The organism is Pseudoalteromonas haloplanktis ATCC 14393 (assembly GCF_000238355.1).
Classification (GTDB): Bacteria; Pseudomonadota; Gammaproteobacteria; order Enterobacterales; family Alteromonadaceae; genus Pseudoalteromonas; species Pseudoalteromonas haloplanktis.
This window is the reverse complement of the sequence record NZ_AHCA01000010.1, coordinates 112440-137092: the sequence shown is the minus strand read 5'-3', so window position 1 is coordinate 137092 and position 24653 is coordinate 112440. Positions and strand designations below refer to the sequence as shown.

The following is a 24653-nucleotide window of genomic DNA, read 5'->3' as shown; positions in this document are numbered from 1 at the left end:
TAATAGCAATTATTTCAGATAAATCGCCAAACTTTGCTGTTTAATAACAAGCTTACTGCAATGAAATATCTAACCACACCAGACGGTGATCTGATGAAGCATTACGATCTTTAATTAATCGGTATAACTCACTACTTCTAACAGGCCAAAATACCCCCCCGTCGTGCACATCTATTCCATATGTAGAAGGTAATACATAATCTACACGAGCTTGCCAATAAGCAGTATAAGCCGCTGCATATTTTTCACTGTAGCTGGTTTTAGCCCCCTTGCTGGTTGGCACGAATTGACTATTTATCAATGGGTTTTTTAACAATTGGTCTGTTGTATTAGGCCGCTTTTTATCCCCCTCCGGGGCTGCGTTTAAGTCCCCTACAACCACAAACCGTGATTGTGGAGCTAAGCCTCCTTTTACACCGTTGTCATCGTATAAGTAGTCTGCATTAGCAATATAATCTTTAATTAAGCGTACTTCATCATGATTACGTTTGCCGTTTCGGTCTTCATCACCATCAAATACTGGCGGCGTAGGATGTGAAGCCAGAACATGTAAGGTTTTTCCTTTAACTGTAATTGGTAAATCCCAAAATGATTTGGAGCTTAACCGTAATTCTTGCCATTGCTCTTGGTTATACCAATTTTCGCCTGTCTTAGGGTCAATAGGCATTTGGGCATTTGGCATATCTTTATATTTAAATGTTTGTAATGTCCTGACTTTATCGAAATCTATTGGATAACGAGAAAGTATCGCCATGCCATAATGGCCTTCAAAAAAGCCAAAACCAAAGGCATCCCCCTTAGTACCGCTGGCTTGGCCATCGTGGTCTAAATCAAATGGGGTTTTTAAGCCCGTATTTACAGGGGCAATATAGGTATACGGATAATTAATAGCGGGTTGTTTATTTTGGCTTACTGCTAGATAGTTGGCCTTAAAGTAATCAATACCTTGCGCTTTACTGATGTAATCAAACTCGTTTAATAGCAATATATCAGGGCGAATACGTTGAATGATCTCAGCAATGTTTTTAATTTGTGGATGCTTATTTTGTAGTGCATTTGTCAGTGCATCCGGCTCTACTGCTTGACCTTGCACGGTATAGTTTGTTGCATCCATACTGACATTGAATGTTGCCACTCTCAGTGTATTTGCGGCTTCTGCACTGTTTATCAAACCATTAAAAAGCATGACACTTGTCAGTGCAGCCATACAAAACTTACTGTTCATATTATGAATCCATCTACAATTAATAATAAAATCACACTACTGACCACTATCCATAAAATAATAGCCATTATAAAGGGCTTAAGTCCTGCTTGTTTCAATACCGAAATTGATAAACCACTGCCTATTAAGAATAACGTCATAACTAATAATTGTTTTGCCATAGTGTTAATAAGTTGCCATGTGTCGGTAAACTGTGGCAAATAGGTATTGATCAACGCAGCGGCTAAAAAGCCAATAATAAATAAAGGAATACTGGCTTTCTCTTCAGAGCGCCAAAACACCCCAGCAATGCTCGTGTAAGGAATGATCCACATCGCTCTGGTCAGTTTTACCGTTGTGGCAATACTTAGCGCTACTGCACCATACGCGGCTGACGCTCCGACTACACTACTGGTATCATGAATTGCCAATGCAGCCCATAAACCAAATTGTTCTTGGCTTAAATTAAAGTAATGGCCAATTGAAGGAAACAGCAATAAGCCCACGCCATTTAATAAGAACACCACGCCAAGTGCAACAGCCACTTCGTGATCTTTGGCTTTAATTACTGGGGCCATAGCCGCAATGGCACTGCCGCCACATATCGCAGTACCAAAAGAAATTAACACCCCAGTATTACGATTTAACTTAAATACTTGCGTTAATATTTCACCTAAGCCAATAATGGCTGTAATACTGACAATAGTTAATACCAAAGAACTGCGGCCAACTTCAATGACTTGATTAAAATCAACTGCAAAGCCGAGGCCGACAACAGCCGCTTTAAGCATCCATTTACTGGCTTTTTGTGATAATTCAGAAAAGGGGTTACCTAATATAATGGCAAACAAGGCACCAAGAATGAGCGCTGTACCACCGCCTATCATGGGTGTAATACATAAGCCCAATAAAATGAGATAAAAAGGTTTTTTAATGCTGTCTGAGAAAAGCATACTGTTCCCTAGAAACAAACTTTACTGTTAGTGTAACCAAAATGAAAAGCACAGGCTGAAATATAAACTACCAACTGCTAAAAATTGCAGTATCGAATGCGATGCAGCCTGACATAAATAACGCCATAAAAAAAGCAAATACGATAACATGACGATAACGCTGTGAAGATCAATAAAAAGCCGAGATAAACTCGGCTTTTTATGATTAATTTAAAATCAGCGCAGTACTAGCGGCTAATACTCCGGGGTACTTATCCTCAGGAAGGTACTCTGTAAGCTTCGCTAAACGCTCTCCAAGTTCATGGAGGTTATTTGCTGAGACATTAATATGCCCCATTTTGCGTCCCGGTTTAGCCGTTTTGCCATACCAGTGACTGGTGACACTAGGCACACTCAGTACTTGATCAGGGATAGCTGACTGCCCAAGCACATTGATCATCGCAGTGACCCGCTGAAGTTCAGTGCAACCTAGTGGTAGACCTGCAACTGCGCGCATGTGATTTTCAAACTGACTGCAATGTGCGCCCTGCTGTGTCCAATGACCTGAGTTATGTACGCGTGGTGCAATTTCGTTAACTAATAGCTGGCCGTCAACATCAAAAAACTCGATAGCTAACACGCCAACGTAATCAAGTTCGCTGGCAAGCTTATTAAATGCATCTTCAGCTTGTTGTTGAATTGCTGATTTTTCTTTACCAGCCACTGATAGCGTTAAAACACCATTGGTGTGCTGGTTTTCAGTGAGAGGATAAATTGCAGTATTACCACGTTTATCACGTACACCAATGATAGATACTTCACGGTCAAATGGGATCATCTGCTCAGCAATAATTGAGTGCGGAGCTTGCGGTGTTCCTGAGGCAATAAAATCAGCCATTTCAGACCAGATCTGTTCAATTTGATCGTCAGATTTTAAGCGCCACTGCCCTTTACCATCGTAACCTGCTTGACAGGTTTTGATCACTAGAGGCTTACCTAAGGTAGCAACTGCTTGCTCTAGATGCGCTTTTTCAGTAATTAACTGATATGGTGCGCATTGAACACCCGTTTTGCTAAGTAACGCTTTTTCCAGAGCGCGATCGCCTCCAGTTTTGATTGCCGCTTTACCAGGATAAAACTTATTACTGGCACAACATTGTGTAAGTACATCATCAGGAATATGTTCAAACTCAGCTGTGATTGCATCCGCGTCCACGATTGCTTGTGCCAAAGTTGTCTCAAACACCTGTCCAGTAAGTGGATGAACAATTTGTTCGCTGCCCACATCATAGGCAACTACATTTAAATTCAGTGGCGCACCAGCCAAGCTCATCATACGAGCTAATTGGCCAGCGCCTAAAATTAAGATAGTCATATTACTCTGCTGGATTAGTATTAGCTAAAATAGTCTCGGTTTGTTCTTTACGGAATGCTTCAACTTTGGCAAAAATTTCAGGTTGTTGACAACCTAAAATTTGTGCCGCAAGTAAACCTGCATTGGCAGCACCTGCATCACCTATTGCTAAAGTGCCAACAGCCACACCTTTTGGCATTTGGCAAATAGACAACAACGAATCAATGCCATTTAATGTTTTAGACTTCACAGGAACACCAAGAACAGGTAAAGAAGTAAATGCAGCAGCCATACCCGGTAAGTGCGCTGCACCACCGGCACCAGCAATAATCACTTTTATACCACGTTCTGCAGCTGAGCTTGCGTAATCAGCTAGAAGTTGAGGAGTACGGTGAGCTGAGACAACTTTAGTTTCGTATGCTATACCAAACTTTTCTAGCATGGTTGCTGCGTGTTCCATCGTTGGCCAATCTGATTTGGAACCCATAATAATGCCAACAGTCATAAATACTCCTCAGTAATAGTTTTAATACTTATAGCGGACTAATGTCCGCATTTATGGTCGGTATTATATACCCAAACCTTCTCAAGATGCGAGGTTCAGTTAGCATTAAAAACCACTTAGACAAGGCAATAATTATGAATTTGCAACCATTAGACAATAAAAAAGCCATGACATGCATGGCTTTATTAATAAATAACTCTTAAGCTTCTTTACTCGCTAAATACTCAGAGTAAGTACCTCGAAAATCGATGATTTTACCGTCTTTTATTTCCCAGATACGGGTGGCAATTGACGATACAAATTGACGATCATGAGAAACAAATAACAGAGTGCCTTCATAGGCTTCAAGTGCAAGATTGAGCGCTTCGATTGATTCCATATCCATGTGGTTAGTTGGTTCATCCATCAACAAGATATTTGGCTTATGCATCATGATCTTGCCAAACAACATACGACCTTGCTCACCACCAGAAATCACTTTTACAGACTTTTTAATATCATTTTGTGAAAACAACATACGGCCTAAGAAGCTACGAACAACTTGCTCATCATCACCTTCTTGTTGCCATTGTTCCATCCACTGGAATAAATTCATATCTGTTGCAAATTCATCAGCATGATCTTGTGCATAATAACCAATATTATGGTTTTCAGACCATTTATATTCACCTTGCTTTGGTGCTAAACGCCCAGCTAGCGTATTTAATAATGTGGTTTTACCAACACCATTTTCACCAATGATCGCAATGCGCTCACCAACTTCAACTAAGCCTTCAAGACCAGAGAAAAGCATGTCATCAAAGCCTTGTGCTAGATTGGTTAACTCTAGGGCATTACGGAATAATTGCTTTTCTTGTTCAAAACGAATAAACGGCGTTTGGCGAGAAGATGCTTTCACTTCATCCAACTGAATTTTATCAATCTGTTTAGCACGCGATGTCGCTTGTTTCGCTTTTGACGCATTGGCTGAGAAGCGTGATACAAATTGTTGTAGTTCAGCTATTTGGCTTTTCTTCTTCGCATTTTCGCTTAATAAACGTTCACGCGCTTGAGTTGCTGCAAACATATACTCATCGTAGTTTCCTGGGTAAATACGTAGCTCACCATAGTCAATATCTGCCATGTGCGTACAGACAGAGTTTAAAAAGTGACGGTCATGGGAAATGATGATCATAGTGCAATCACGTTGATTCAATACATCTTCAAGCCACTTGATGGTGTAAATATCCAAGTTATTGGTAGGCTCATCGAGTAACATGATGTCAGGATCTGAAAATAGTACCTGAGCAAGCAATACACGTAATTTAAAACCTGGAGCGATTTCAGACATTGGGCCATAATGCTGTGCCGTATCGATACCCACACCCATCAGTAACTCACCAGCTTTAGACTCGGCAGAGTAACCGTCCATTTCAGCAAATTCGGTTTCTAGATCAGCAACACGCATACCATCTTCTTCGCTCATTTCAGGTAAGCTATAGATGCGGTCACGCTCTTGTTTGATCGCCCACAATTCTTTGTGGCCCATGATCACAGTATCAACAACAGAATATTCCTCGTAAGCAAACTGATCTTGATTCAGCTTGGCAACGCGTTCATTAGGATCGGTACTGACATTACCTGCAGAAGGCTCAAGCTCACCGCTTAAGATCTTCATAAATGTTGACTTACCACATCCATTTGCACCAATTAAACCATAACGGTTACCTTCGCCAAATTTAGCAGAAATATTCTCAAATAATGGTTTAGCACCAAATTGCATGGTGATATTAGCTGTACTAATGATAGCGCTACCCTCCAACGGGGAAATCATAAAATAAAATTGGCCGAAGTCTATATGATTATGGTCAATTTTTCCATGTATTATTAGCTGGGCTACAAGTCCACTTCCCCTAACTTGTAATTAAAAAGTAAAGCACTAAACTGATGTCAACGCGCTTTAGTAATCATCATTTTAACCCTTAATTTGTTACACTTGCTTACAGAATAGTCGAAAAGTGGTTTTCAAATTTCCTCTATTGTTTTTTGATGATATTTTTTCACTTTACCCTAAATTTAGCTTTGTTAGGCTGCGCCCATACCTATAAAAGATACGAATTTTAGTACAAGGCAAAACGGAATGAAGAACAAGTTAGCACGGCTGATCCTCACCTCTAGCATCGTAGTAGCTCCAAATGTAAGTGCTGTTGAGCTATACGACGACGGCACAAATAACGTGACCATTGGCGGGTTTATCGACGCCCGAGTCATTCATACTCAGGGACAGACAGAAATAGTTAACGGTGCATCACGGATCAGTTTTGATTTTAGTCGCAAACTTAAAAATCAATGGACTGCACTGGCATTACTTGAATGGGGGGTAAACCCTGTTGGTAGTAGTGATATCCTGTATAACAATCGCTTTGAATCTATTCAAGATGAGTTCTTATACAACCGCTTAGGTTATGTGGGTATTGCCCATGAAAAATATGGTCAAGTAACCGTTGGAAAACAATGGGGCGCATGGTACGACGTTGTGTACAGCACCAATTACAGCTTAGTTTGGGATGGTAATGCCGCCGGTGTTTACACTTATAATAAAGATGATGGCGCAATTAACGGCACCGGACGAGGCGATAAGTTATTGCAGTATCGAAATAATTATGGCGATTTTAGCTTTGTAGCTCAGGTGCAGTTTAAAAATAATGACTTTTACACTTGTGATATTGAGGCTATTTCAGAGTCTGCTTGCCAAACATTGTGGGAAAATGGCAGCAATATTGCCCAACAAGTAGAGTTTAATTCTACCTATGGAGCTGCTGTTACCTACTCTGTAAACACAGACTTGAAACTCACCGCAGGGTTTAACCGCGGCGAGCTAAATGTTAACTACACAAGTGGTCGACTTCAATCAGTCAATGATTTTATTTATGGCGCAGGGGTAACCTGGGGAAACTTTGACAGTAAAGGTATCTATTTTTCGGCTAATATTAATAAAAACGAGAATCACGATACCGATAATTTAGGCCGATTGATCAAAGATGCAGTGGGTTTAGAGTCGTTACTTTCCTATCGATTTGAAAATGACATTCGTACATTTGTCGCTTATAACATATTTGATGCTGGTACAGATTACGTTATACAACCGAACTTTAATGCCGATCCTAATGACAATTTTAAACGTCAATTTAGTGTTTTTGGCATCCACTATTTATTTGATGCAGACACCATAGTGTACATAGAGGCACGTAAAGATTTTAGTGACTTCACAAGTGCAGATAAAGAGCAAGAGTATCAAATGGGTTTATCAGAAGACGATGGTATTGCGATCGGATTCCATTACACTTTATAAGCTTTAGCAGTTAGGCTGGCTATTATACTAAACCAGCCTAACTGTATAAAACGTGCCTATTTTTTTCGGTTATTTTGATTAAAAAATGCCTGTTTAAACGCCAAACACCCCGCTTTTGGACCAAGTATTAACCACAACAACAGCATGCCACCGGGCAATAAAATTGCTTTCAGTACAGGTCCTAACATGTAAGAATAAAAAATAATAAACGGAACAAATAACAGGTAACCTATGATGAGCTTAATAGTATTCATATGACATCCTTTTAAAATTGAGCGTGCTCACAAATATAATTGAGCGCAGTCATTTTTACAATATATAATCCATTACTATGCTGTATTAAATTTTAAGATGCTGAAATAAATGAATAAAAAAGAAAAGACTTACAATAAAATTTTAACGAGTGCGTGGTTGTTATTTTTAGAACAAGGTTATGAGCAAACATCAACACGAGAAATAGCCAAAGCAGCAAACGTTGCAGTAGGTACGGTATTTAGTCATTTTGAGAATAAGATTGACATACTTAAAGCGGGTATGCAGCAACAAATTAACGTTATTATTCATCAGTCAAGCCTAACAGATACCCAGCATGCCCCGCGTTTAAAACTGCGACATTATGCCTTAGCGTTGTTTGAATTTTATTGCAACAATAAAGAGTTTAGTAAGATATTAATAAGCGATATGATTTGGCAAACTACTTTTTTCGAGCAGCAACTAAATGAGTTCAAACAGCGTTTGTTCAGTGAACAACCTGAGTTTGATGATATTAAAGCAACCGTTATGTTGGATTGTTACTTTATGACGGTAATTTCAGGGTTAAATGAACAAAACCCACAACCGGAAAAAATGTTACGTCAGCTCACTAATAAGCTCTCTGTCATTTGATCAAATACGATGAGTTAGATTCAATAAAGTGATCGTTGCTAACTCTAACGCTACTACTCCTTTATAAATTGCGCGGCGCATAACGTCACACTAATCTACTTATAAATTATTTACCCTCGCCGTTCGCGCTTTTTTACGAAATAGGTTAGTTAATTACTCAGTATTACTTTCATTTCGTGAAGTAAGGGCTTGTTAGCGCAGGCTGTTGTAATTTTACAGTACTGCGCTGATAGTGAGTATAACTTAATCCGTATGCTGCATTTATAGTAGGAGTTTTGTCAGGGTTGCTGGAAACTTTTACTCTTCTTCCCCTACTCTGATCACTTTAATAATTTAATTACCTTCTTTTGATAACTAACGTCATTATTAGGTTTGTAGTTAAGATTTCAGGTTAGACTATAGGGTATGATGTGTTCTTTGAAATAATTCATATCATTGCGAATTATAAACAGCTAACGCTGGTCTTACACTATGTATTGGGTTGGTAGAATGATTCAGGCCTTTATTAACCTTACTATACCAGGAAATGTTCGAAGCATTCATAGTAAGTTTCTCTTGCAGCAAATTAAACGCACTCAACATTAAAGGGTGCTCATCACCACCTACAGTAAGATATAAAAATAAGGGCTGTGTACTAGCTTGTTGAGCTTTACGCTCTAATAAGAACTGGTTGAATTCTGTCACTACAGTCATATCGTCATACCAAGCCGCTGGGCTAAATGCAAAGTAACCATTAAACAACCAAGGCTTAGTGCTCATCGTGTATAAAACAAAACTGCCACCAGCTGAATAACCAGATAATACGCGATTATTAGTTAAATTGTAGTGAGACTCTAAATAAGGTAATAATTCACTATCTATAAAAGTTAAAAACTTATCAGCTTGACCAAATATTTCTGGCGCATTTTCATTTGCAGGTCTCGGCTGGGTATTTACATCTTGGCGTGCATACGGCGGGACTAAATCACGATTTCTCGTATCGGTCCAAAATTGATTAGGGATCGACACTAAAATTGTGTCTTGCTGAGCGGGTAACTCAGCCATTACAGAATCCCATTGCGCTAAATTAAAGTTACCGTCGGTTCTAATAATCAAGGAGTAACGTTTTTTTGGCTCAAAACTACTCGGTAAACGAATAAATACTTTTCTATTTTCGTTCAACACCTGCGAATAAATAGTCACATCTTTGAAATTTGAAGTGTAATGTGCCTTATATTTATAAATAACAACGGCAGCTGCAGTCAGGGTTACTATACACAAAACACGACTAATTAAAGTTCGATTAAATTTTTCCAATAAAGTCATCATAACGCTTAGGTGTAGATTGATTTAAAAAATGTACCCTTTCTGTACTCTGACTTAAACAAAAGTTATGTAACAAAATATGATTTAAAATGTATACATCCAATGCTTACTCTCTATATGTGTGAATTTAAAGCGACGCAGTAATTGCTGACTTTGGCTATTTTCCAGTGCCACCTTTGCATGTAGATTCATGATATTTAAGTTATCGTTGTTTAACAGCCCTGTCACGGTTTTCATATTTGTTAGCATAAATGCTAATGCTTCAGACATAAAGCCATTTCCCCAATATTCTGGAGATAATTCAAAACCTAACCAAGCACTCTCCTGCTCAATATCATATAAACCAATACAGCCAATTAAAGTGGAGGTATTTATTAAATACAATGCAAACCGTAAAGAGCGCCCTTCATACATACCTGTAATATCATCTTGGATCAATTGCTTTACCTCATTTCGTGTAATTGGTACACAATAGTCATTATATTGAGCAACTAGCGGATCAGATAAAATCCCCCAAAGCGCACTACAATCTTTGTGAGTAATTGGCTTTAATGTAATTCGGGATAGTGCAAACACAGGGTTCATAAATAAAATTAAGTTACAGCTTTAAAGCACACTATTATTGCCTTAAGATACCGTGCATACAAGTTAATAACACAGCAATCAATTTATGAGCGATGAATTTAAAGTAATACAACCTACAACAACTGTTTATTGCCCTGAACGTGGTGAAGGGTGGACTTTAACGGGTATCACCAGCATTGATGAGTTTACATCTGTTATGTTTGATGGTGTGCGTTACACATTATCAGCACGTGAAATAATAGAGCAACTCCTACCTAATCAACTTGCACGCGAACAACACACCACAAAAAACACCTAAATCAGAAACAAAAGCAATTCTTTAGTCTTAATATCGGTTGCATTTTTGCCAGCATTTTGTGTCTAAATTGCAACTCATTGAGCGCATCTGTTGATTTTGCAGCCAAGCATTAGGATAATTACTCCATACCTTGAGGTTAATAACGGATGCGCTCGGCTTATAGGAATTAAGCAATACAGTTTTGGGATTAAGGATAGACCAGCTATAAACCATACTGTAATTACCTCAAACTAACTATAGCTGTATCGATGGACGTTAGTTTAAGGCTACACACTATGAAATCAGCACTAAAAATGACGACAGTTGCTGTCGCTCTCCTTTCATCTTTGCAAGTTGCGCAAGCAAATCAATGTACAGGACAACTCTATGGTATAAATGCAGGCCGTGGTGACACCGGTATTGTATTTAAACTCGATGAGTACACACAACAAACTCAAGCACATTCGCGAGCAAAGTACAGTTCTTCTGCACTTGCCCATGTAACAGACACGAATCGCTTGTATTATATTTCTGCTCCACGTCCAATGGAATACCAAGTTGACGTAGAACACCTAAACTTTAACTCTACTGAATTAAAATCATTACCTATTAGTGGCAGTAAATTTAAATATATTAAATTAGCCTATGTTGATTTAGACACCAACGAACATGTTGAAGTTGGTAGAACTAGCAACATGTATCGTTTAGTGTTTGATCAACAAAATAATCGCTTACTCGGTTCGTATAAAAACAAGTTGTATAGCATTGCTCCTGATACCGCAGAAACGGTATTACTAGGCGAAATATCAGGCCTTGAAAATGACCAAGGTATTTGGCGTGGCGATATGGTGTTTAAAAATGGCGAACTAATTTTAGTAACCAGCACGTCTTTATACTCTGTTGATGTTAATAATTTAGCTGCAACAAAATTGTCTGATCACAACTTAACAACCGTAACAGGTGCTGCACTTGATCAACAAGGCGATATTTTATTAAGCCGTACGATCTTAACTGATCTTGGGCACTCTAATAAATCTCAGGTATATAAAGTAAATAAAAACACCGGTAATACCTGCCATGTTGCTGATTTTCCAGTGCGTATCAACGACCTTGCCACAAACTTTAATGAGTCAGTAGCATGTTATGCCGCTCCTGTTTGTACTGTATCTGATATCCCAAGTTTTACTTTAACAGCCATTGCAGACTCAGTTGATGAAGGTAACGCACTATCTTATCAACTTAAACTGAGTAATAGTTATGAGCAAGACAGTGAAATCTATGTATCAACAACGGTTGGAACGGCCACTCACAGCGATTACAGTTTTTCAGATCAAACCGTGACTATCCCCGCGGGTGAAACAACAGCCACGATAACAATTCCAACAGTCGATAACGATGAATACAGTGAAACTAAAACATTTACTATCAACACCGTTGCACAGCTTAATGTTACCGGTTCTAACTCATTACCTGCTGAGATTTTAAATGATGACGCTCAATGTGTGCCTGAAGATTACACACGCATCCAGTATACATTTATATCTGAAAATTCAGCTTATAATAATGACTGGGGTATTAAGGTAAACAACCAATATATTAAGCTATTAGATGAACGTGGCGCTGCCGGCTATTACGATGTTAAGGCAAGTGACTCAATCACTTATGTGTTAGCCGTTGATGGCAAATCCAACAATCTTAAAACTTCCTATAAAAAATATGGTAATAAACAATATTGGGAAGATCAAAATGGCAAAGACTACAATGACTTTGTTGTGAATGTAACAACACAACCAATTCAAAAAGGCTGTAACTAGATAATAATTAGTAAATTTACATCACAAAAAAAGCCAGCATTTTGCTGGCTTTTTACTACTTTAAGCTGATTAACGTAGCGCGTTAATTCTCTCATCCAGTGGTGGATGCGATGAAAATAACTCAGCAACCCCTTTACCGCTTGCAATACCAAACGCCATCATTGATCCCTCTAACTGTGAAGGGTGATTCTGTTTAAGTCGTTCAAGTGCGGAACGCATTTTTTGTGCACCCACTAAATGTGCGGCACCTGCATCAGCTGCAAATTCACGTTTACGACTATAATAAGCAACAATAACGCTTGCTAATACACCAAATAGAACTTGGAATATCATATCAAACAAGAAATAAGTCCAACTGCTGCCACCCTCTTCTTCGTCACTATTGATAAAATTGTCAACGATTCCGGCAAGTACTTTTGCGATAAAAATGACAAAGGTGTTCACTACACCTTGGATCAATGTAAGCGTCACCATATCACCATTAGCAACATGTGAAACCTCATGGGCCAGCACCGCTTCAGCTTGATCTTGATCCATGTGTTGTAATAAACCAGAGCTTACTGCAACTAATGAATTATTTTTACTTGGCCCTGTTGCAAACGCATTCATTTCAGGGCTGTCGTAGATCGCCACTTCTGGCATGGCAATACCAGCTTTTTTAGCCTGCGCAGCAACTGTATTTACTAACCAATGTTCCGTTTCGTTACGCGGTTGCTCGATAACATACGCACCCGTGGATTTTTTCGCCATCCATTTTGACATAAATAAAGATATAAAAGAGCCACCAAAACCAAATACTGTGGCAATCATTAATATCCCGCCTAAACTGCGATTACTAATGCCAAACACACTCATTAAAATAGATAACACTATGCCTAAAACAAGCATAACGGCTAAGTTAGTAAGTAAAAACAACACAACACGTTTCATAATTTCCTCAGTGTAACTTCAATTGTATTAAGTAACGACCTAGTTAAAAAATAATATTTAAAACCGTTACTTAATAAAATTATAAATCTGAGAATAGTCAGATAGTAAACTGAGCCATTTAAAAAGCAATCATTTTTAGTGAAATAATGACAAACTATGTCAACTATCCATTTTCAATAACTATGGGCGCAGCTTTAAAATATCAAGCAAAGTTTGATAAATTTTTAGTTTAGGTGTGCCAGTACTGTATGGGCTTATCGCTAATAGCGGAAAAGGCAGGCGTTGTTGCAATGATTTAAGATTAGCGTCGTACTCAGCCATGTTAGGATCAACTTCGTTAGCAACCCAGCCTACACAATTAACGCCTAAAGCACGCATATGTGCCGCGGTTAAGAATGCATGGTTTAAGCAACCCAATTTCATACCCACCACTAATATTACAGGTAACTGCTGTGCTTTTACCCAATCATACAAATACTCATCGTCGTTTATTGGTAGTGCCCAGCCACCAGCGCCTTCGGTAAGTATATAGTCAGTGTCTTTTTGCTTTAACTGACTATATGCTTGGCTAATTTTTTCAACTGAAAGTAGCTCATTTACCTTTGCTGCGGCAATATGAGGGGCAATTGGTGGGGCAAAAACAAACGGATTAACTTCTTTATAGAACGCAGAAACACTGGCACTTTCCATTAACGCCAATGCATCCTCATTAACCAATTCGCCAAAGGCATATTCTGCACCTGCGGCTAGGGGCTTAAAGCCTAACGCGCGTTTTTTATGTTGCGCTAATAATTTTAATAATAAACAACTAACGTGAGTTTTACCGGCATCGGTATCAGTGCCTGTGACAAAAAATTCATTCATACTTTGGTTAATTCCATTAAAACAACCTGATAACTCACCATGGCTTGCTTATCTGTTAATGGGTAAGTTGCACACACTTGCTGTAACGCATGACGCGTTAATAACCCTTGACGTTTCTGTGTTCCCAATTGATTAGTTGCTCCAATCGCTTTTAATGAACGCAGTGCAGCCATTGGCGATTGATACGCATCTTGATAACACACCTGATCACAACTATTAATTATGAACCCAGCTTTTGCACTGTATTTTTTTAACTGAGCAACGCTATGAAACGAGTTAACATGACTTTGTTGATCTACTTTTGCAAATGCAGTGGCTATTTCAGCCAGTGAACCATCAACCACGCAACTTAAGTAAACCCGCCCTTTTTGTTTGAGCACTCGGTTAAGCTCTTGTAACAGCACAGCTAAATTACTCGACCATTGTACGGCAAAATTACTGAATATGACATCGACACTGTTGCTTAGTAATGGTAACGCATCCATATCAGCACATAATGACGCAGTTGAGTTATTCGCTAGTTTGAGCATTTCAAAACTGAGGTCAACAGCATAAACCTGAGCAAAATGTTGCTTAAGTTGGCTGATATTAACACCTGGTCCTGCCCCAATATCTATGCACACTTCACCCATCGTGTGATTACTTTCAACATTAGCTATTTTTTTTAACAGCGCCGTAGCAGCACGTTTTTGCACATTCGCATGTTCTGCGTAAGCAACCACTGCTTTCGAAAATTTATCTGCAGTGTGCTTTTTTTGTTGCTGTTGATTAACAACAACAGGTATCGATACAGCCATCATAGTGCATTCACCAAAGCAGCGATCAAGCACTCAATATCCGCTTTAGTATGTGCTGCAGTTAAGGTGATACGTAAACGCGAGGTGTTAAATGGCACGGTTGGTGGGCGGATCGCCGTAAGCCAAATTCCCGCCTCCTTAAGTGTGTTTGCAACAGCTAAAGTGTGCTCAGCACAACCTAGCACAATTGGCTGGATAGCACTGGTTGAAGGCATCACAGTAAGACTATGCTGAGTTGCCAATAATTTAAAGTAGCTAATGTTATCGGCTAATTGTTGGCGCTTCTGCGATCCTGTTTCTGATCTTATTTGCTGTAGCCGCGTTAATGTCAGCTCGGCTACTAATGGCGACATCCCCGTTGAATAAATATAATCACGATTAAATTGTAAAAGGTAATCAATCACCTCTTTGCTGGCTAATACACACGCCCCACTACTTGCAACAGCCTTACCAAAGGTGATCACCAGAAGCTCTGGTTTAATTTGCTCACAACTTCCCAGACCGTTTTCACCTAATACGCCAAAGCCATGCGCATCGTCTATCATAAGCCAGGCATTATAACTGTTCGCTATATCGCGCAGTGTTGCAATGGGTGCATGATCGCCATCCATCGAAAATACCCCTTCGCTGATGATCAACTTATTTTTCGCTGTTGATTTTTCTAAACGTGAGGTTAAATGCCGAGTATCATTATGGTTAAAGCGAACCATGGCGGCCTGAGAGTGTAAAGCACCATCAATTAAACTGGCATGGTTGAGTTTATCTTGAAAAATAGCACTATTTTGTGCTGTCGCCTTATCTTGAAACAACGCTTTCAGCACGCTGCTATTAGCACTAAAACCACTATTAAACAGCAAGGCACTTTGATAGCCAAGCTGCTCACATAGATAACGCTCTAATTGATGTTGACTCTGTTGATAACCTGTTACAAGCGGCGAACTATGACTTCCCAATGCTTGTGTATGTAGCAAACTAGACGGTTGTTCAGCAAACCCTAAATAATCATTACTGGCAAAATTTAGATAGTGTTTACCCGCAACCGTGATTTCACGAGCCGTAGCGTGAGTAATTAAATGGCGCTGACGCAATAACGCATCTTCGCGGCGAGTTTGAAGATGCGCTTGTAAATATGAAAATGCCATTATGCTTCGTAAAACAGCCCTGAAGTTGCTTTATCAGCTACCGCTGATGATAACGATGCTTCATAGGCTTCATCTGAGTAGTCATGACGTTTTTCAGGATTCATGCCTAACTTTTTAATTAAGTTCATATCAGCATCAGCTTCTGGGTTTTCAGTGGTTAGCAATTTATCACCATAGAAAATTGAATTAGCACCAGCAAAAAAACACATTGATTGCATTTGTTCATTCATTGCAGTTCGTCCTGCTGATAAACGAACATAGCTATGTGGCATCATAATACGCGCAACGGCTATAGTACGAATAAACTCAAAGTGATCTAAGTCATCGACATTTTCCAGTGGCGTGCCTTTAACTTTCACTAACATATTTATTGGCACACTTTCAGGTTGTTGCGGTAAATTAGCCAATTGCATTAATAAACCAAAACGGTCGGCTGCTTGCTCACCCATACCAACAATACCGCCCGAGCATACTTTCATACCCGCATCACGTACATTACCAATGGTGTCTAAACGATCTTGAAAGGTACGAGTTGTGATGATTTGTTGATAATATTCTGGCGAGGTATCAAGGTTATGGTTGTAATAGTCAAGCCCGGCCTCTCGAAGTGCATGGGCTTTTTGATTATCTAGCATGCCTAATGTCATACAGGTTTCAAGACCCAGCTCTTTAACTTCTTTAACCATCTGCGAAATATATGGCATATCTCTGTCTTTAGGATCTGACCACGCAGCCCCCATACAAAAGCGAGTTGCGCCTTTTTGTTTTGCTAAACGCGCTTGTTCAACCACTTTTTCTACTTCAAGGAGACGCTCACGCTCTAGATCTGTTTTATAATGGCCTGATTGCGGACAGTATTTACAGTCTTCAGGGCAAGCGCCTGTTTTAATTGATAGTAACGTAGATATTTGCACTTCGTTAGGATTAAAGTTAGCACGATGCACAGATGCCGCTTTAAACAATAAATCGTTAAACGGCATTTCAAATAAGGCTTTTACTTCTTTATGTGTCCAATCGTGGCGAACAGCTGCAAACTCCATAATTCTCTCTTTTTATTTTTCATGACGGTGATATTGGCTTAGTCTACGACTTGGCGTAACATTGTCAACGAACTCAAACGACATTAAGTTTACCAATGAATAAAAAACACCCAGTAGACCTTGATTTTGATCGCCAACACATCTGGCACCCCTACACATCAATGACTCAGCCTTTGCCTGTGTACCCTGTTAGTCACACACAAGACAATCGTATTTTCTTAGCTACAGGCGAAATACTAATTGATGGAATGGCTTCTTGGTGGAGTGCCATTCATGGCTACGGCCACCCGGTATTAAAAAATGCCGCGATTGAGCAAGTAGATAAAATGAGTCATGTAATGTTTGGCGGACTCACCCACGCACCTGCTGTAGAGCTGTGTAAAAAGCTTATTGCAATCACACCAAGTCAACTTCAAAAAGTGTTTTTAGCAGATAGCGGTTCAGTGTGTGTTGAGGTGGCAATCAAAATGGCGTTGCAGTATTGGCTTAGCCAAGGGATCACGACTAAGCAAAAACTAATGACGCCGTTAAAGGGCTACCATGGTGATACTTTTGCGGCCATGAGTGTTTGTGACCCTATTAACTCAATGCACTCGCTATACCAAGGCTTTTTACCAGAGCATGTGTTTGTGCCCGCGCCGCAAAGCCAGTTTGGTGACACGTTTGATCAACATGAAGCAGATGAGCTTGCTCAGCGCTTTGCGCAGCACCATCAACACATCGCCGCGTTTATTATTGAGCCAATTGTGCAAAATGCTGGTGGCATGAATTTTTATCACCCCGAATATTTAAAAACCGTGCGAGCATTGTGTACGCAATATGATGTTTTATTAATTTGTGACGAAATAGCCACAGGCTTTGGCCGTACTGGTAAATTATTTGCTGTTGAACACGCAGAGATAGAGCCTGATATTTTATGTATAGGCAAAGCGCTGACAGGCGGAATGATGACCTTATCTGCCACCTTAACCACAGATAAAATAGCCATTGGTATTAGTGAAGGTGAAGCCGGTGTATTAATGCATGGCCCGACTTTTATGGGGAACCCTCTCGCCTGTGCAGTGGCCTGTGCAAGTATAGACCTATTAATTGCACAAGATTGGCAAGCGCAAATAGCCCATTTAAATGATGCTCTGCAAGTATTACACCGTTGTAATGAGCTGGAACAGGTTGTTAATGTCAGAACACTTGGTGCAATTGCCGTGGTAGAGCTTGATAGTGTCATCGATGTTGCCAAAATCCAAGCTTTCTTCATTAGTCAAAATGCCTGGATCCGTCCATTTGGTCGGCTTATCTATTTAATGCCACCCTATATTAGCAGCAAAGCGGATATAACCTTGTTGGCAGATGCGATTTATACCGCAATCGCCGCTAAGCATTACTAAAGATGAGTAATATAGCGCGCTTTCAAACTTTGCTGGTTTTTAGCCTACGAGAGTGTGAGCGTGTTACCACTCAAACATGTAAGCCATTTTGCTGATCATTTTGAGTGGTATGTTGTGGCTATTACGTTTGGCGTACAAATGCTGCATTGATTTATCTTTAACCTCACCCACTATTACCTCTTTAACTTGGTAACCCAGAGCTATCGCAGCTTGGCTATAAGCTATGAATTCCCATTTTTTTATATTGGTGTTATCAACAATGACCAGTGGGATATCTTGCGCCAACGCATTTATAAAACGAGCTAAATTCAAGTTGTGGTATTGCGACAATTTAAACTTATCAAATTGATAGTCACCTTGTTCATTATAAAAATAATCATCAGTCGAACAAATTAAGTATTGGCTTTGATCGCCTGCGACCATTTCATCCGCTAGGCTTTGCGCATAATAAGACTTACCGCACCCTGGTAAACCACGTAAAATAAAGACTTGTTTCATAATACCTATATATTTAGCAAGTTAATTTAAATACCGTAATTTGACATAATGCCACAAAATCCATTTTGATCGCAGTGAAAATCACCTTTAAATTATGATCTCAGTGATTTTTTATCACGAAAATTTAAAGTTACAGGTTTTAAACGACAAAAAATCACAAAAATGCAAAAGAATAAGCAAAGAGTTACCTTTGAATGTTTTTTTATTTTACATTCAAAGGTAAGATACACCGTTCAAGTGCAATGGCGCACATATTAATGTAGGCAACTTATATCATTGGAGTGAAGATGAGCCACTTAGCGATTTCAGAGCTATTAAAAGGCAAGGTTGCGGTAGACAGCCAAGTAACAATTAAAGGCTGGATCCGTACACGCCGCGATTCAAAAGCAGGAATTTCATTTTTAGCCGTTCATGACGGTTCGTGTTTTGATCCTATTCAGGCGGTAGTCCCTAATTCACTTAATAATTATGATGAAGTTACTCGCCTAACCGCTGGTTGCTCGGTGTCAGTTACTGGTGTTTTAGTACAATCAGCAGGTCAAGGTCAATCATATGAAATTCAAGCAAACAGCGTACAAGTGCTTGGCTGGGTAGAAAACCCAGATTCATACCCAATGTCGGCTAAGCGCCACAGCATTGAGTATTTACGTGAACACGCTCACCTTCGCCCACGTACTAACATGATTGGTGCAGTAACACGTGTACGTAACTGTTTAGCGCAAGCTATTCACCGCTTTTACCATGAGCAAGGTTATTACTGGATCAGTACCCCTATTATCACTGCAAGTGACTGTGAAGGTGCAGGTGAAATGTTCCGCGTATCAACGTTAGATATGCAAAACCTACCACGTACAGATAAAGGCGAGATTGATTACAGCGAAGATTTCTTCGGTAAAGAAGCGTTCCTTACTGTATCAGGTCAGTTAAACGGTGAAACTTACGCTTCAGCGATGTCAAAAATTTATACTTTTGGTCCAACTTTCCGTGCTGAAAACTCAAACACATCACGCCACCTAGCTGAATTTTGGATGGTAGAGCCTGAAGTGGCTTTCGCTGATCTAGAAGATATCGCCAAATTAGCTGAAAACATGCTTAAGTACGTATTCAAAGCGGTACTTGAAGAACGCCGTGATGATATGGAATTTTTTGCGCAACGCGTTGAAAAAACGGCTATTACCCGCCTTGAAGAATTTGTTGAGAAAGATTTTGCCCAAGTTGATTACACAGACGCGGTTGAAATTCTTAAAAGCTGTGGTAAGAAATTTGAATACGCCGTTGAATGGGGTGTAGATTTACAATCTGAGCACGAGCGCTATTTAGCTGAAGAACACTTTAAAGCACCAGTAGTTATTAAAAACTATCCGCGCGATATTAAAGCATTCTACATGCGCCAGAATGAAGACGGTAAAACCGTTGCTGCAATGGATGTTGTAGCACCAGGTATTGGCGAAATCATTGGTGGTTCGCAACGTGAAGAACGCCTTGATGTACTTGATGCGCGTTTAGACGAAATGGGCTTAAACAAAGAAGACTACAGCTGGTACCGCGACCTACGTAAATATGGTTCAGTGCCTCATTCTGGTTTTGGCCTAGGTTTCGAACGTTTAGTTGCTTATGTTACTGGTATGGGCAACGTACGTGACGTAATCGCCTTTCCACGTACTAAAGGCAGTGCAACTTACTAAAATGAGTTGATGCTCATTACTAATATAGATTATTGCTATAGAGATTACTAAAAAAGCCAGCCCTAGGGTTGGCTTTTTTAATAGGAATTTGTGCCCATATAAGACCTTTTAATAATTGATTTAGTTTGTTTTATATTCAAAACTAAAAATTACAATAAAAAAAGGCCAATGGCATGAATTTAAACTTACTGTTTTATACATTAATCTATTTCATTATTGCTGTACTGTACTTTCTTGCACAGCTGACCCTAGTTAGCGCGCTACTGTTAACCGCACTAAGCGCACTGATGTTTTTTAGGGAGAAAGTTTTTGCTAAAAAAGCTCAAGTTAAGCCTGAACCTGATCAGCATGCAGTTATTACTAAGGTTGCTGATAATATCACTAAGGCAACGTCGAAAAACGCCATCGGTGCGGCAGAAGTTGCATTCTATGTTGACAGTTTAGCCAAAGAAATTGATGGCTGTTATAGCGAAAGTGAATCTGTAAACCAAGCAACACAAGCCTTATCTCACAACAGTAGCGAGCTGACAAACAATATAACCACCGTTAACCAAGCAATGATCCAAACGGCAAAAGCCTCGACCTCTGCAGATCAACGCCTGCAATTGGCCACAGAGCAAATAGACTCGTTATCAAGCTCCATTGATAAAGTTGCAAACCAACTTGACCTACTTTTACAAAGTGCCACAGATATTCAAAGTATTACCCAAGTAATTCAAACCATTGCCGAGCAAACTAACCTACTCGCTCTTAATGCAGCAATTGAGGCGGCTCGCGCTGGCGAGCAAGGCAGAGGTTTTGCTGTTGTTGCTGATGAAGTTAGGAATCTTGCCAATAAAACCAATCAAGCAACGAAACAAATTGCTGATATGCTAACTGAAATAAATACCAATAGCCTGCAAACAAATGACGATATGAAGCAAGTATCAACACGCAGTGAGTCAGTTAAACAAGAACTCGAAAACGTCACTCAATCATTTTTAGCAATCAACCATGATATTAGTGAATCATCTTCAACACTTGAAAACATGCAGCACGCGGTCAGTGCTTTTCAACAAGCAACCGCACAAATCAACACCTCGGTTGGGAGCATTAGCCACCTACTCGCAGAAGTGGCGACAAAAAGTACCTCAATCTCAGATCAAGCGTCTAACTTATCACTCGGATCTGAAACTATTTTTAGAGAGCTTAATAAAGTTGACCACGATGCATTCTTTCAACCGATTTTAAACGTCGCATTAGCAGCAAGTTCAGCCATTTCGGCGAAATTTACAGAGTTACTGGCAACATCACAACTGAGTGAACAGCAGCTGTTTTCTCAAGATTATAAAGAAATACCTAATACAAACCCGACTAAATACAGCACCGACTACGACAGCTTAACCGATAAAATTTTACCACCAATTCAAGAACCCATTCTTGAAAATAAGCAAATCCTGTTTGCCGGTGCCGTAGACAAAAAAGGTTACTTCCCTACTCACAATAAACGCTACAGCCAGCCACTAACCGGTAACTACCAACAAGATTTAGTGAATAACCGCACTAAGCGTATTTTTAACGATGCTACAGGCAGCCGCTGCGGCAGCCACACCGAAAGCTTTTTATTACAGACCTACAAACGAGATACCGGCGAGATTTTACATGACCTATCAGTACCCATTTATGTAAATGGGAAACACTGGGGCGGTTTTAGAATTGGTTTTAAAAGCAGTTGAAGGCAAAGCTGTAAACGATATGATCTGACCCCGCTAAAAAAGTAGACACGGGGTTTAATTTATTGATTCATATTACATGGGGCTCACATTGCCTAACGCTCTATGCATTCTCACTGATTGCTCATCCATTCTTTTTTATACTGAGCAAAGAAACTTTCTGAGCACGCATTATCCCAGCAATTTATTTTTCTAGACATGCTTATCGTTACATCTCGTTTGTTCAACCACGCTATCATTTCTTTTGCTAGATATTAACTCCCTTGGTCTGAATGAAACAATAGGCTATTTCCATCTGGTTTACGTGCATGCTACGCTTTGTAATAAACGCTGCACACGACCTTTACTGCAATCAAACCCATTGGCTACGGCGGCTTCCCACAATTTTCTGTAACCAGCTATACAGTGATCTTTACTACTTCTTTTTCAAAAAATGAAGTAATGAGTCGTTTTTATTCACTCTATAAGCCACTCTCTACGGTGATCATAGTTTTTCCCCGTGTGTCGATGTTTTTTGCATGATGTGAAAGCGAATAAGGCAGATTGCTTTTCATTGATATAAAAATTGCGGATTTCTTTGCGACTCTCTACACAAACTCAGTTTAAAATAAAAACGGCCAATCATACAATCAGCCGTTTTATAATTGATTCTATGGCTTTTAGTTTCATATTAGCCTTTTGGCTTATATGGATCCGGTGTACCTAGCTTAATAGGCGGCTCTTTAACTAAAGTTTTATTAAACTCTATTACTTTTTTCATGACCACTGGTAATACCCAAGTACTATCCGGAGCAATGTTATAACTCTCTTTTGGATCTTTGGTCAGGTTATAAATATGAGGCACATTTAATTTTTTAGGCGTACCAAACATACTATTTAGCTCTATAAAATGAATTTTCCAATCACGCCATTTGTATGCATACATTTCATCACCGTTGTATACAGGAAAACCTTCTCGAGCACTCTTACCATTTTCGTTAAACAATACTCCAGTTTGAACTACCCCATCAATAATACGATCATCAGGTAATTCAAAGTCCATAATTTTAGCAAATGTTGGTAACAAGTCAGTCATATGAATGATTTCATTACTAACAGTGCCTGACTTTATCTTATTTGGCCAACGAACAATAAATGGCGCACGTAACGACCCTTCAAGCGCTGTAAAGTAGTGACCACGCCAATAACCCGAAGTACCATGATATGCTGCAACTTCTTCTGGCCCATTATCACTAGCAAAAATAACAATGGTGTTATCAGTTACACCAAGCTTTTCAAGCGCTGCGACCATCTCACCAACGTGGTGATCCATTTCAACAACTGAATCTGCAAAGTCACCATTGCCAGTTACACCAATAAAATCAGGGTGTGGTAATGTCGGTAAATGAACTTGTGTTAAAGGAACATAGGCAAAAAATGGTTTGTCAGCCTTAACTTGACGTGTCATAAAGTCGATTGCTTTAGCAGTTAAGTCTGTATCAATTTGTCGACGCATATCTAAGTCATAAGGGGCTATGTCCGTCGGGGTTTTATTATGCTTAGCTTCCTGCACTACAGGCTTAAGGCCCACTTTCCCATCATACTTATATTGAGAACTATATTGCGACTCATCGGTAGTATTTGCAATACCGTACCACTCATCAAAGCCTTGGTTTGTCGGAAAACGGCCATCGGTATCACCCAAATGCCATTTACCAAACATTCCCGTAGAATATCCTTGCTCTGAAAGCAGTTCAGGTAACGTTTGCTCCCATTGAGTTAAACCATATAACATACCCCAAACAACTTTTGTGGTTCCTGAACGGATTGGGTGCCGACCGGTCATCAAAGCTGAACGACTTGGCGTACATTGTGGTTCAACATTAAAATTAGTTAACCTAAGCCCCTGTGCAGCAAGTGTATCTATATTGGGTGTTGGTGCACCACGTAAAGAACCACCGCCATAAACACCCAGCTCGCCATATCCTAAGTTATCAACCATAATCATCAAGACATTCGGCTGAGTTTTAGCAAAAGCAGAACCTATAAACAGAAATAAACAAGTACAACAAATAAATATAAATATTTTAATATTATTCATACATTAATCCTTTTTCTAAGTTATTGTACTTATAGCTTACAGAACTCATTAGCACAAAGTTGATTTTTACTTAGAACTCTCCGGTCGTTATAAACGTATACCGCCGTCTATTTCAATTACACGACCTGTGAAGAAGTCGTTTTGAACAATTTGCTATTCACCGAAAACTTCAAGTGAGTTTTGCAGTAACAACAAAGCTCCAGATAAACCAGAAAAGATTAACAACCAATGTAAAGTAAAGCTTAATAGTCGATCAAACTTTGTTATGTGTTTAAACAAAATGCTTGTAAAAAGTTGAGTAACTTGGAAGGGGTTTTAAGCAACAAAT

Annotated in this window: 22 protein-coding genes and 1 pseudogene; 7 read left to right on the top strand and 16 right to left on the bottom strand. The window is 39.5% G+C overall.

The genetic code is table 11. From position 1 onward, the window contains the following. Window positions 1-52 precede the first annotated feature (52 nt). From PHAL_RS0117460 to PHAL_RS0117435, 5 genes are all read right to left on the bottom strand, one after another. Window positions 53-1207 carry an endonuclease/exonuclease/phosphatase family protein gene (locus PHAL_RS0117460; RefSeq protein WP_374954838.1) on the bottom strand — a complete coding sequence of 385 codons (1155 nt, stop codon included), beginning with the start codon at window positions 1205-1207 and terminating at the stop codon, window positions 53-55. 14 nt (window positions 1208-1221) lie between these two features. Next, the gene (locus PHAL_RS0117455) at window positions 1222-2157 is read right to left on the bottom strand and encodes a YeiH family protein (RefSeq protein ID WP_016709723.1); all 936 of its coding nucleotides are present in this window, start codon (window positions 2155-2157) and stop codon (window positions 1222-1224) included. Window positions 2158-2362: 205 nt separating this feature from the next. Beyond that, the gene (locus PHAL_RS0117450) at window positions 2363-3511 is read right to left on the bottom strand and encodes a 5-(carboxyamino)imidazole ribonucleotide synthase (protein ID WP_016709722.1); all 1149 of its coding nucleotides are present in this window, start codon (window positions 3509-3511) and stop codon (window positions 2363-2365) included. A 1-nt stretch (window position 3512) separates the two neighbouring features. Beyond that, entirely contained in the window at window positions 3513-3995 is a 483-nt protein-coding gene (purE, locus tag PHAL_RS0117445; protein ID WP_016709721.1) for a 5-(carboxyamino)imidazole ribonucleotide mutase, read from the bottom strand. Between the two features lie 199 nt (window positions 3996-4194). Then, on the bottom strand, window positions 4195-5781 hold the full coding sequence (locus PHAL_RS0117435) for an ABC-F family ATPase (RefSeq protein ID WP_080571550.1): 1587 nt from the start codon (window positions 5779-5781) through the stop codon (window positions 4195-4197). A 333-nt stretch (window positions 5782-6114) separates the two neighbouring features. Between PHAL_RS0117435 and PHAL_RS0117430 the strand changes: the two genes are divergently transcribed. After that, on the top strand, window positions 6115-7326 hold the full coding sequence (locus PHAL_RS0117430) for a porin (RefSeq protein ID WP_016709718.1): 1212 nt from the start codon (window positions 6115-6117) through the stop codon (window positions 7324-7326). A 56-nt stretch (window positions 7327-7382) separates the two neighbouring features. Here the strand turns inward: PHAL_RS0117430 and PHAL_RS0117425 are convergent, their stop codons facing one another. Further along, window positions 7383-7580, bottom strand: a complete 198-nt coding sequence (locus PHAL_RS0117425) for a hypothetical protein (RefSeq protein ID WP_016709717.1) — start codon at window positions 7578-7580, stop codon at window positions 7383-7385. A 109-nt stretch (window positions 7581-7689) separates the two neighbouring features. Between PHAL_RS0117425 and PHAL_RS0117420 the strand changes: the two genes are divergently transcribed. Continuing rightward, window positions 7690-8211: a TetR/AcrR family transcriptional regulator gene (locus tag PHAL_RS0117420; RefSeq protein WP_016709716.1), complete on the top strand. Its 522-nt coding sequence runs from the start codon at window positions 7690-7692 to the stop codon at window positions 8209-8211. Window positions 8212-8643: 432 nt separating this feature from the next. Here the strand turns inward: PHAL_RS0117420 and PHAL_RS0117415 are convergent, their stop codons facing one another. Beyond that, window positions 8644-9516, bottom strand: coding sequence for an alpha/beta hydrolase (locus PHAL_RS0117415; protein WP_016709715.1), 873 nt, complete (start codon window positions 9514-9516; stop codon window positions 8644-8646). 84 nt (window positions 9517-9600) lie between these two features. Beyond that, the gene (locus PHAL_RS23175; protein ID WP_158217510.1) at window positions 9601-10092 is read right to left on the bottom strand and encodes a GNAT family N-acetyltransferase; all 492 of its coding nucleotides are present in this window, start codon (window positions 10090-10092) and stop codon (window positions 9601-9603) included. A gap of 94 nt (window positions 10093-10186) precedes the next feature. Between PHAL_RS23175 and PHAL_RS0117405 the strand changes: the two genes are divergently transcribed. Then, window positions 10187-10399 carry a hypothetical protein gene (locus tag PHAL_RS0117405; protein ID WP_016709713.1) on the top strand — a complete coding sequence of 71 codons (213 nt, stop codon included), beginning with the start codon at window positions 10187-10189 and terminating at the stop codon, window positions 10397-10399. Between the two features lie 275 nt (window positions 10400-10674). Next, window positions 10675-12192: a hypothetical protein gene (locus tag PHAL_RS0117400; protein WP_016709712.1), complete on the top strand. Its 1518-nt coding sequence runs from the start codon at window positions 10675-10677 to the stop codon at window positions 12190-12192. Between the two features lie 69 nt (window positions 12193-12261). On the opposite strand, the gene htpX is transcribed toward PHAL_RS0117400, so the two are convergent. The 5 genes from htpX to bioB form a co-directional block, all read right to left on the bottom strand. Next, entirely contained in the window at window positions 12262-13122 is an 861-nt protein-coding gene (htpX, locus tag PHAL_RS0117390) for a protease HtpX (RefSeq protein WP_016709710.1), read from the bottom strand. Window positions 13123-13302: 180 nt separating this feature from the next. After that, on the bottom strand, window positions 13303-13986 hold the full coding sequence (bioD, locus tag PHAL_RS0117385) for a dethiobiotin synthase (protein WP_016709709.1): 684 nt from the start codon (window positions 13984-13986) through the stop codon (window positions 13303-13305). Then, window positions 13983-14786 carry a methyltransferase domain-containing protein gene (locus PHAL_RS0117380; protein WP_016709708.1) on the bottom strand — a complete coding sequence of 268 codons (804 nt, stop codon included), beginning with the start codon at window positions 14784-14786 and terminating at the stop codon, window positions 13983-13985. The genes bioD and PHAL_RS0117380 overlap by 4 nt, the downstream gene beginning before the upstream one ends. Further along, complete coding sequence (locus PHAL_RS0117375; RefSeq protein WP_016709707.1) at window positions 14783-15925, bottom strand: 8-amino-7-oxononanoate synthase; 1143 nt, start codon at window positions 15923-15925, stop codon at window positions 14783-14785. Before PHAL_RS0117375 ends, PHAL_RS0117380 begins: the two co-directional genes overlap by 4 nt. Next, window positions 15925-16965, bottom strand: a complete 1041-nt coding sequence (gene bioB, locus PHAL_RS0117370; protein WP_016709706.1) for a biotin synthase BioB — start codon at window positions 16963-16965, stop codon at window positions 15925-15927. The genes PHAL_RS0117375 and bioB overlap by 1 nt, the downstream gene beginning before the upstream one ends. Before the next feature lie 95 nt (window positions 16966-17060). Here bioB and bioA point away from each other — a divergent pair, with 95 nt between their 5' ends. Next, window positions 17061-18350, top strand: coding sequence for an adenosylmethionine--8-amino-7-oxononanoate transaminase (gene bioA, locus PHAL_RS0117365; protein WP_016709705.1), 1290 nt, complete (start codon window positions 17061-17063; stop codon window positions 18348-18350). 63 nt (window positions 18351-18413) lie between these two features. Here the strand turns inward: bioA and PHAL_RS0117360 are convergent, their stop codons facing one another. Next, window positions 18414-18848 carry an AAA family ATPase gene (locus PHAL_RS0117360; RefSeq protein WP_016709704.1) on the bottom strand — a complete coding sequence of 145 codons (435 nt, stop codon included), beginning with the start codon at window positions 18846-18848 and terminating at the stop codon, window positions 18414-18416. A gap of 287 nt (window positions 18849-19135) precedes the next feature. Between PHAL_RS0117360 and asnS the strand changes: the two genes are divergently transcribed. Both asnS and PHAL_RS0117350 read left to right on the top strand, forming a co-directional pair. Further along, the gene (asnS, locus tag PHAL_RS0117355; protein ID WP_016709703.1) at window positions 19136-20533 is read left to right on the top strand and encodes an asparagine--tRNA ligase; all 1398 of its coding nucleotides are present in this window, start codon (window positions 19136-19138) and stop codon (window positions 20531-20533) included. 173 nt (window positions 20534-20706) lie between these two features. Further along, entirely contained in the window at window positions 20707-22248 is a 1542-nt protein-coding gene (locus PHAL_RS0117350; protein ID WP_016709702.1) for a methyl-accepting chemotaxis protein, read from the top strand. 116 nt (window positions 22249-22364) lie between these two features. Here PHAL_RS0117350 and PHAL_RS24605 read toward each other — a convergent pair. Both PHAL_RS24605 and PHAL_RS0117345 read right to left on the bottom strand, forming a co-directional pair. Beyond that, window positions 22365-22550: pseudogene (locus PHAL_RS24605) on the bottom strand (IS3-like element ISSse1 family transposase); the annotation flags it as partial. 365 nt (window positions 22551-22915) lie between these two features. Further along, window positions 22916-24325, bottom strand: a complete 1410-nt coding sequence (locus PHAL_RS0117345) for an arylsulfatase (protein ID WP_016709701.1) — start codon at window positions 24323-24325, stop codon at window positions 22916-22918. Between the last annotated feature and the right edge of the window lie 328 nt (window positions 24326-24653).

What these genes read in the sequence shown, in the direction of transcription:
- PHAL_RS0117455 (WP_016709723.1), bottom strand. Translation starts at nt 2,157, where the DNA reads ATGCTTTTCTCAGACAGCATTAAAAAACCTTTTTATCTCATTTTATTG.
- PHAL_RS0117420 (WP_016709716.1), top strand. Translation starts at nt 7,690, where the DNA reads ATGAATAAAAAAGAAAAGACTTACAATAAAATTTTAACGAGTGCGTGG.
- PHAL_RS0117415 (WP_016709715.1), bottom strand. Translation starts at nt 9,516, where the DNA reads ATGACTTTATTGGAAAAATTTAATCGAACTTTAATTAGTCGTGTTTTG.
- htpX (WP_016709710.1), bottom strand. Translation starts at nt 13,122, where the DNA reads ATGAAACGTGTTGTGTTGTTTTTACTTACTAACTTAGCCGTTATGCTT.
- PHAL_RS0117345 (WP_016709701.1), bottom strand. Translation starts at nt 24,325, where the DNA reads ATGAATAATATTAAAATATTTATATTTATTTGTTGTACTTGTTTATTT.
- bioB (WP_016709706.1), bottom strand. Translation starts at nt 16,965, where the DNA reads ATGGAGTTTGCAGCTGTTCGCCACGATTGGACACATAAAGAAGTAAAA.
- PHAL_RS0117375 (WP_016709707.1), bottom strand. Translation starts at nt 15,925, where the DNA reads ATGGCATTTTCATATTTACAAGCGCATCTTCAAACTCGCCGCGAAGAT.
- PHAL_RS0117450 (WP_016709722.1), bottom strand. Translation starts at nt 3,511, where the DNA reads ATGACTATCTTAATTTTAGGCGCTGGCCAATTAGCTCGTATGATGAGC.
- PHAL_RS0117400 (WP_016709712.1), top strand. Translation starts at nt 10,675, where the DNA reads ATGAAATCAGCACTAAAAATGACGACAGTTGCTGTCGCTCTCCTTTCA.
- PHAL_RS0117380 (WP_016709708.1), bottom strand. Translation starts at nt 14,786, where the DNA reads ATGATGGCTGTATCGATACCTGTTGTTGTTAATCAACAGCAACAAAAA.
- PHAL_RS0117460 (WP_374954838.1), bottom strand. Translation starts at nt 1,207, where the DNA reads ATGGCTGCACTGACAAGTGTCATGCTTTTTAATGGTTTGATAAACAGT.
- asnS (WP_016709703.1), top strand. Translation starts at nt 19,136, where the DNA reads ATGAGCCACTTAGCGATTTCAGAGCTATTAAAAGGCAAGGTTGCGGTA.
- PHAL_RS0117360 (WP_016709704.1), bottom strand. Translation starts at nt 18,848, where the DNA reads ATGAAACAAGTCTTTATTTTACGTGGTTTACCAGGGTGCGGTAAGTCT.
- purE (WP_016709721.1), bottom strand. Translation starts at nt 3,995, where the DNA reads ATGACTGTTGGCATTATTATGGGTTCCAAATCAGATTGGCCAACGATG.
- bioD (WP_016709709.1), bottom strand. Translation starts at nt 13,986, where the DNA reads ATGAATGAATTTTTTGTCACAGGCACTGATACCGATGCCGGTAAAACT.
- PHAL_RS0117350 (WP_016709702.1), top strand. Translation starts at nt 20,707, where the DNA reads ATGAATTTAAACTTACTGTTTTATACATTAATCTATTTCATTATTGCT.
- PHAL_RS0117430 (WP_016709718.1), top strand. Translation starts at nt 6,115, where the DNA reads ATGAAGAACAAGTTAGCACGGCTGATCCTCACCTCTAGCATCGTAGTA.
- PHAL_RS0117405 (WP_016709713.1), top strand. Translation starts at nt 10,187, where the DNA reads ATGAGCGATGAATTTAAAGTAATACAACCTACAACAACTGTTTATTGC.
- PHAL_RS0117425 (WP_016709717.1), bottom strand. Translation starts at nt 7,580, where the DNA reads ATGAATACTATTAAGCTCATCATAGGTTACCTGTTATTTGTTCCGTTT.
- bioA (WP_016709705.1), top strand. Translation starts at nt 17,061, where the DNA reads ATGAATAAAAAACACCCAGTAGACCTTGATTTTGATCGCCAACACATC.